Source organism: Alteromonas sp. BZK5 (genome assembly GCF_014349115.1).
Taxonomy (GTDB): domain Bacteria; phylum Pseudomonadota; class Gammaproteobacteria; order Enterobacterales; family Alteromonadaceae; genus Alteromonas; species Alteromonas macleodii.
Genome location: NZ_JACSOE010000128.1, coordinates 1 through 6,924 on the forward strand (window position 1 = coordinate 1; position 6,924 = coordinate 6,924).

Annotated in this window: 4 protein-coding genes; 2 read left to right on the plus strand and 2 right to left on the minus strand. The window is 48.0% G+C overall.

The window, feature by feature from the left end; genetic code table 11:
* Positions 1–60: 60 nt before the first annotated feature.
* Positions 61–312: a DeoR family transcriptional regulator gene (locus BIZ39_RS19680; protein ID WP_286715962.1), complete on the minus strand. Its 252-nt coding sequence runs from the start codon at positions 310–312 to the stop codon at positions 61–63.
* Positions 313–531: 219 nt separating this feature from the next.
* On the opposite strand from BIZ39_RS19680, the gene BIZ39_RS19685 reads away from it, so the two are divergent.
* Together BIZ39_RS19685 and BIZ39_RS19690 are read left to right on the plus strand one after the other, a co-directional pair.
* Positions 532–2,874, plus strand: coding sequence for a TonB-dependent receptor (locus tag BIZ39_RS19685; RefSeq protein ID WP_187447813.1), 2,343 nt, complete (start codon positions 532–534; stop codon positions 2,872–2,874).
* An 89-nt stretch (positions 2,875–2,963) separates the two neighbouring features.
* A complete protein-coding gene (locus tag BIZ39_RS19690; RefSeq protein ID WP_187447814.1) occupies positions 2,964–4,991 on the plus strand; it encodes a phosphocholine-specific phospholipase C in 2,028 nt (675 codons plus the stop codon).
* Between the two features lie 349 nt (positions 4,992–5,340).
* Here the strand turns inward: BIZ39_RS19690 and BIZ39_RS19695 are convergent, their stop codons facing one another.
* Positions 5,341–6,840: a transposase gene (locus tag BIZ39_RS19695; protein ID WP_187447815.1), complete on the minus strand. Its 1,500-nt coding sequence runs from the start codon at positions 6,838–6,840 to the stop codon at positions 5,341–5,343.
* Positions 6,841–6,924 lie beyond the last annotated feature (84 nt).

A 6,924-nucleotide genomic window follows, 5' to 3' on the forward strand; every position in this document is an offset into this window, starting at 1 on the left:
AGGCTCCAAGCTGAAAGTAAACCACCTCCGCAGCCATTTATTGGTGTGGTCTACAGAGGATTATGTCTTTTTAGAGGGGAAAATCCCTAGAACCCCAATACGCTTTTTAACTCCGGCATTACTGTTAACCCGTTGCCAGTAAGGCGGCTCCAGCCGGGTTGCCGGTAAACGCACCCCACCATGAATTTTTTCTACCCGACCAGAAGACGCTAACAGCTTAATATCACGCCGAATAGTTTCTTCAGACACCGCAAACTGTCTGGATAGCTTTGACACGGACATTGACCGGTGTAACTCCACCAACTCAAGAATTGCTGTTTGTCAGTCTGCCATAGAAGCCCCTTTTATATTATGGCAATAAGTATATCCGGTTCCCGAGCACACTCAACGAAAAGCCACACAAAACCACAAAATGTCACAAATATTCACAAGAATTGTCATATTTCAGGCCTAATCTGACCACCCTAAATGTCGAGCGTGACCTTTCCGACATTCACAGTCATACATAAATCCCATACACAAGGAACTGAAATGAAAAAGCCTGGCTGCTTTGCGCTTTCACCACTAATGCTTGCAATGGCAACATCGGTGGCTACTGCCCAGAACAATCCTGAACAACAGGAAAAAACACAGAAACCTGAGCAAATTGTTGTTATTGGTCAGAAACAAACGTTTGCCTCAAACACTGTTTCAATGGATATGATTTCACGTCGTCCAGCGAATGCCTCGGTAAACACTGTGGTACAGGAACTGCCAGGCGTTATCGTTCAGGAAGCTGATACTTTCGGTTCTTCAGACTGGATGACCAACATCCGAATGCGGGGCTTTAATACCAGTAATGGCCAGATTGGTACCACGCTGGATGGCTTGCCAAACGGTGGCTCAGGCTACGGGGGGGGTAGTAAAGCCAACAAATTTATTGACGTATTCGATCTTGAAACCGTTGAGGTGAGTCAGGGTACCGCCGATATCAGTTCACGTTCCAATGAAGCCCTTGGCGGTACGCTAAACTTCATCACGACTGACCCAATGTCGGAACAAAACGTCAGCCTTTATTACATGGCTGGAGATCAGGATGCCAGCAAATTCCGTTTCCGCTACGATTCTGGTGAAATTGCTGAAAATACATACTTTTTCATCAGTGGCTCATCCTCTGAAAACAAGGACGTGTGGGATAACGCAGCCACGACCGAAAAAGATTACCTGACCGGTAAGCTCATCAGCGAAATCAACGGCTATAACATCACTGCATTTGCAACGTATAACGATTCTAACGAAAACGAGTACGAGTATATATCCCTTGAACAGTTCGCCGAGAATCCTCGCCATGATGCCCTGCACGCCAACTGGACTGGTCTGCCAAGCCTGGATGAGAACAACCGTAACGGCTGGCGAGCTCTGCGAGATAACCGTTTTTATAGCCTGAAACTGGATAGAGATTTTGGTGATTTCGCTTTTAACACCTCCGCTTACTTCCACCGTATGGAAGGCCGCGGCGACTGGATCCCACCTTACGTAACCGATGTAGATGGCGACGGCACATTAACCGCTGAATTATCCGGCGATACGCTTTACGGCGATTATAATGGCGATGATTTTTTCTTTGTAAACGCCGGCACTACTATACCAGGAACAGTGATGAGCAACTGTACGGGTCGATTTGGCTTAAGTGCGGCAAAGGATCCTGAATGTTATGAGGGCAATGTTGAACCAGTCAGCTCTTACCGCACCTCGAATTACTCAAACCGTCGCTACGGTCTGACCGGTGATGCGTCTTATAATTTTTCCACGGGGGATGTCGCCCACATTCTGCGCGTCGGCTTCTGGTATGAGAACTACGATGCAGATGTCACTCGTCAATGGCATCTGATTAATAACCCACAAACCAGCATTGAATTCAGCAAGACTCCATACTGGGTGCAATACAAGACCGAAGCCAATACTAAAGAACTGATGTACTACATTCAGGATAACATTGAATTCGGCCCTCTGGCTGCCAGTATTGGTGTAAAACAATTCCAGGTAGACACCACCGTCGATCATTTCTACAACGACGACCGCACAGGTCAGCTGGATAACACCTCTGATCCGCTGCTTTATCTGGGTGCAACATACACCACACCAATTGATGGACTGGAAGTATTTGCAGGGTACTCGGAAAACTACAAGTCCATCGTACCGGGCATTATCGATTCTGGTTTGTCTAACAACGAACTGGGTACCATTGATCCGGAGACCTCAGATAACATTGAATTAGGCTTGCGGTATAACAACCGTGACTTTAAAGCCGCTGTTACGTTCTATGATATCGAGTTCGATAACCGAATCGTTCAGCTCGATACCAGCGTACTGGAAGGTATTGACTACAAGGAAGAAGTGGACGGCTCTTATATTAATGCCGGTGGTCAAAAAAGCCAGGGCGTAGAATTGCTGGCCTCTTACCAGCTAACCAGTGCACTGCGTCTGTCAGGTTCTTACACATATGATGATTCAGAGTATCTGGGTACCGGTGATACCGGACTGGATGCGGAGTCAGGCATTGTAGCGGGTAACCGCGTATACGGTGGCCCGAAGAACTTTTACTCACTGGCGGTGGATTATATGGGAGATGCATTGAGCTCTGGCTTGTCTTTGCGCCACATTGGTGATCGTTACATCAACTTCGAAAATTCCGCGTCTGCACCAGCCTACGACGTGATTGACGCATACATTGGGGCGGATTTCACGGATGTGGTTCCACAGCTAAAAGAGGTGCATGTTCGTCTTAACGTCAACAACTTGCTGGACCGTGAATACATCATTGGTGTAGGCACCAACAGCGTTTACCCGGGTTCACCCCGCACCGTATCACTGACAATAGGCGCAGACTTTTAACTGGTCTGCCTTTAAATTGACATAATACGCCAATAGCATTCCTTCGCATCTCGCGAAGGAATGCATTTTTTCGGATTCAAGGTACTTATATGGCCGATATTAACCGTCGTCAGTTTCTCGCCGCCGCAGGAGCCACCAGCGCCTTCGCCGCGTTCCCATCTATTGCCCGGGCGCTTTCGATTCCTGCGAAAGTGAACACGGGTACGATAAACGATGTAGAACACGTGGTGATCCTGATGCAGGAAAACCGGTCATTTGATCACTACTTTGGTACCCTTTCAGGCGTTCGAGGGTTTTCAGACCCTTATCCGGCACCAGCGAAGGCAAGAGAGAAGCAACAGGCCAGAAATGTCTTTCTGCAGCAAAACACCACTAAAGCCGGACCGGAATGGGTGACACCGTTCCCACTGAACACCCGTCAGAACTTTGCCCATATGAGGGTTGAAGGAACCCCTCACTCCTGGCCAGATGCACAGTATGCCTGGGATCACGGCCGCATGAGCCAGTGGCCGGATGCCAAATATCTGCATGCCATGGGTTATTTCGAACGCGACGACATACCGTTTCAGTTCGCACTGGCCGAGGCATTTACCCTGTGTGATGCCTATCATTGCTCAGCTCATGTGGGTACCAATACTAACCGCTTATTCCTTTGGTCAGGTACGAATGATGGCAACGCACTAAATGGTGGCCCGGCAATAGGTAATTCTCACGATAACCTTCCTGAAAATGGCGGATACCCGGAAGCTTACACCTGGAAAACATATGTAGAGCGTTTACAGGAAGCTGGTATCGATTGGACCATCTATCAGGATATGGCAGATAACTTTACTGACAATCCGCTGGTCGGTTTCAAAACCTTTCAGGACTCGTTTGCTGGTCTGCCAGGCAGTGACCCCGAATTGGCCCGCCGGGGACTAACGACCCGGGCGCTGGACGCTCTGCGGTCAGATGTAAGCAACGGTGCGTTACCACAAGTGTCATACATAATCGCGACAGCGCAAGGCTCAGAGCATCCAGGGCCGTCCAGCCCGGCTCAGGGCGCGGCTTATATCGCCGAAGTACTTAATGCACTCACGGCCGTGCCGGAGGTGTGGTCGAAGACCGCCCTGTTTATTATGTTTGACGAAAACGATGGCTTTTTTGACCACATGCCGCCACCAGCCCCACCATCTCCTGGTGCAGACGGTAAGTTCGCTGGCATCTCGCAGATAGCGACAGAGGGTGAATACCACCAGCATTTTTCTGCAGCGGATAAGAATCTGGAACATGCCGATCTACTGGGCAACCCCTACGGTCTCGGCCCACGGGTTCCTGCGTATGTTATATCGCCATGGAGTCGTGGAGGATATGTGAGTTCAGAGGTGTTGGACCACACCTCAGTAATTCGTTTTCTGGAGCAACGCTTTGGTGTGACTGAACCCAATATTTCTGCCTGGCGCCGGGCAGTATGCGGTGATTTCCTCAACGCATTCGACTTTAAAACGCCGAATCACACAAGCCTACCGGTATTTCCGAATCCAGGTAATGACGCCCAAATGGCTGGGGAATTACCCGAGCGTACCGTGCCAACCATTCCAACTGATATGTCAATGCCAACGCAGGAAAAAGGGCGCCGCCCACAGCGGGAGAATTTGTACAACATTAATGTTGAGTTTGCTGCACAAGATGACTCGCTGAAAATAACGTTTATCAATACCGGTAGCCGCGCGACAGTGTTTCACGTGTATGATCGGTGTAATTTAGACGCCATTCCAAAACGCTTTACCATTGCTCGTTCCAGAAGTTATAGCGATACCTGGAAAGCTGCGGACGGAATGTACGATCTTCAGATCATGGGGCCGGAAGGTTTTCATCGTCGCATCTGCATACCTCGTGATCAATTGTTAACGCTCAATCATATTTCTTTGCGTATAACGCCTGAAGGTTGCTTCCTGACCACGCAAAAAGAAGGCTTTGCGGTAGCGCTGAATAATACAAAACGGGAACAAAAACCACTGCCAATTGCAGCGAGAATACCCGTACCATTCGATACCAACGGTCGATATGATCTCACGCTGTCACTTGGGGGGACCGAAACCGCTTTTATTGAGTGTGCAGGCCGGCTACCGGTTTAAGGTAAATAGCGCCGGAACATTCAGCAATTCGCATTATCACGATGACAACTCGCAGCCTGAGTTCGTCATCATGCCGGCCCCGGAAAGCTTCCTGTAAACTGCCGATTCCGCCCGGGTGATATGGTTAAGAGTATAAGAAATATTAACGCTATGTACTACCCACTGTGTCAGCTGTATTTAAGGCCAGTTGCACGTGTGTCAAATGGGTACTTTTCAGGAATCAGTGAAGTAGTTGTCATCAAGATAGACGCAATATAACTGGTCTTTGGTACTGAAATCCGCAATGAGATATGTGAAAGCCCTTACCTCAACATGTTGCATGTTCAAGTGATGGTCTGTTTTTTGTGCTTCATGCGCCAAAATCGAAGTCGCGTTGAATGATGTAGTCACTGAATGAGGCTGTGGCTGGTGGAGCTCGAAGTGGCGGCATTAGAGAATCGTTTTTTGCTTCAAGAAGAGTCTGCTTGTCAAGGTGCGCCAAAATCTTATGGATAACAGCCGGATCCGTAATACAAGTAATAATTTTGACGTTGGTTTTTTCACAAGCCTCACAGACTGTGATGTCAATATTGAATACTCTTTTTAACCTTTGTGCCCACGACATGCTTCGCGCATGGTATGGTTTATCTGAATCTTTCAGATGCTCTGCTAAGCGAGGGCTATTCTTACCGCGTTGTGAAGCCGTTACCTCGGCACGCACCTTAGCATTGGGAGCAAACACGCCATAAAACCTCGTAAGGTTTAGCCTCGGCACTGGCACCAGTGCCGCGAGCTTGCCTATGAAATCCAAGGGAGTAAAAAAGACATGTGTGGTACCGTCTTGATAGGGAGTTTTCAGTTGATATCTTACTTTTCCTGAATCGGTTAGACTCAATCGTTGCTCGCTTAACGCTGGCCTTGAGATATATCTGCATAGCCTTTCCAGTTTGTCAGTTTGATGGCTGTCTGCAAACACCCCAGCGTGTAAGCTAAAACCGTTTATTTGAGCTAATTGACCGTAATGTTGTTCGTCTTTGGCAGGTAAGGTTTGCAAGGCAAAGACTTTTTTGCCTGTATCTGGTCCTACAGCAATGCGGTAATTGACAGAGGCTGCTTGCAAGGGCAGTAAACTATCTTCGTCATCCATGGGTAAATCGAGAAATGTGTTGTCCATATCCCGTTGAACGAGCCCGGCCTTCTCCAAGTAGGTCGCGATGCGATGGCTAATGACATTCACGAGGGTTTCCATATCATTGTGGTTTGGTGCTTTAACGCACTTGAATTTGGACTGTCCACACTCCTGAGTGATAACGCCTTCCAAAAAGAGCATGTGAAAGTGAATATTGAGATTCAGTGCACTACCAAATCGCTGAATGTAAGTCACCGCTCCTGTGTTTGCTTGCTTCTTAAGATACCCAGCCCGATGCACAATATCGCAAGAAATAGCACGATGAATGATTTGCATGATTTTACTTAAGTGTTTGGGATACCTAGCTAGAAGTAGACGAAGCGGGATGGGTAAACTCAATACCCATTGGCGTACAGGGTAACCGTGAAGAACATCTTCAACTAACAACTTGGCACTTTCTGCCATCCTTCTTGCACCGCAACTTGGGCAAAATCCCCTGCGTTTGCAGCTGAACGCCAGCAGTTTCTCATGCTTGCAGTCGTCACAAACTACACGCAAAAAACCATGCTCAAGCCGACCACACCTAAGAAACTCTTCAAACTCTTTTACCACATGAAGTGGTAACGACTTCCCTTTTTGTGAAAGCTGCTTCTGAAATTCTGGGTAGTGGCGTTCGACCAATTGATACAGTAACGTCTGCTCTGGACGATGTCGTTTATAGGTATGAGGGGTTCTAGGGATTTTCCCCTCTAAAAAGACATAATCCTCTGTAGACCACACCAATAAATGGCTGCGGAGGTGGGTTACTACTTATAAGTGTGGCAA